At 61.0% G+C, this 579-nt stretch carries 2 protein-coding genes; both read right to left on the bottom strand.

From position 1 onward, the window contains the following. On the bottom strand, window positions 1–211 hold a 211-nt coding region (locus FK530_RS26485; RefSeq protein WP_205124270.1), incomplete at its 3' end, for a hypothetical protein. Continuing rightward, window positions 204–579 (bottom strand): DUF8175 domain-containg protein (locus FK530_RS26135; RefSeq protein WP_205124269.1); only part of this gene is annotated, 376 nt, incomplete at its 5' end. The genes FK530_RS26135 and FK530_RS26485, both read right to left, overlap by 8 nt.

The raw sequence follows: 579 nt of genomic DNA, 5'->3' as shown, positions 1-579 counted from the left end.
CCACTGACGAGCTACCGCCAGTGGCCGTGAGATTCGGTGTGCCGACGTTCACCCAAATCGTGCCCAGAGATGCCACGGCCTTCCCGAACGCCTCCATGACGGCATTGGCCATGTTCTCGATTGCGTCACCGGCGACAACCTTCACGCCCTCCTTGACGTGGCATACCGGATTGAAGAAGCTCCACCCGTCGCATCCCTGGTCGTCAGCCATCGCTCCCCCAGGAGATGTATCCGGCCAGATCTGGGATAGTAGCCACGTCGATCGGGCTCTCGGCGTTGGTCACGTTGAGCTTCCAGTCGTCGTCTTCCCAGACAAGCTCGTAGACCATCGAAAGTGTCACGGTCTCGCCCGAGGATGATCCGCGAACAGCAACGTCAATGCGTGCATTCTCATCGTCGTAGGCCAGTACGCGGAAGCCCGCAATGTTGACTCGGGTTCCGCTACCCGAAGAGGAGCCCGCCCCCGAGGCAAGCACCTGGTCGCGAGCTGAGCCGGTAACGAAGTAGTCGAGCCATGCCTTCACTGTTGACGTGTCGCTGCCCTGCACAACCGCATTCGCGGCTGCAAACACCGCTTCC

It is taken from the genome of Tsukamurella conjunctivitidis, assembly GCF_007858475.1.
Classification (GTDB): Bacteria; Actinomycetota; Actinomycetes; order Mycobacteriales; family Mycobacteriaceae; genus Tsukamurella; species Tsukamurella conjunctivitidis.
The sequence above is the reverse complement of the archived record's forward strand: the minus strand, read 5'-3'. Positions and strand labels throughout refer to the sequence as shown.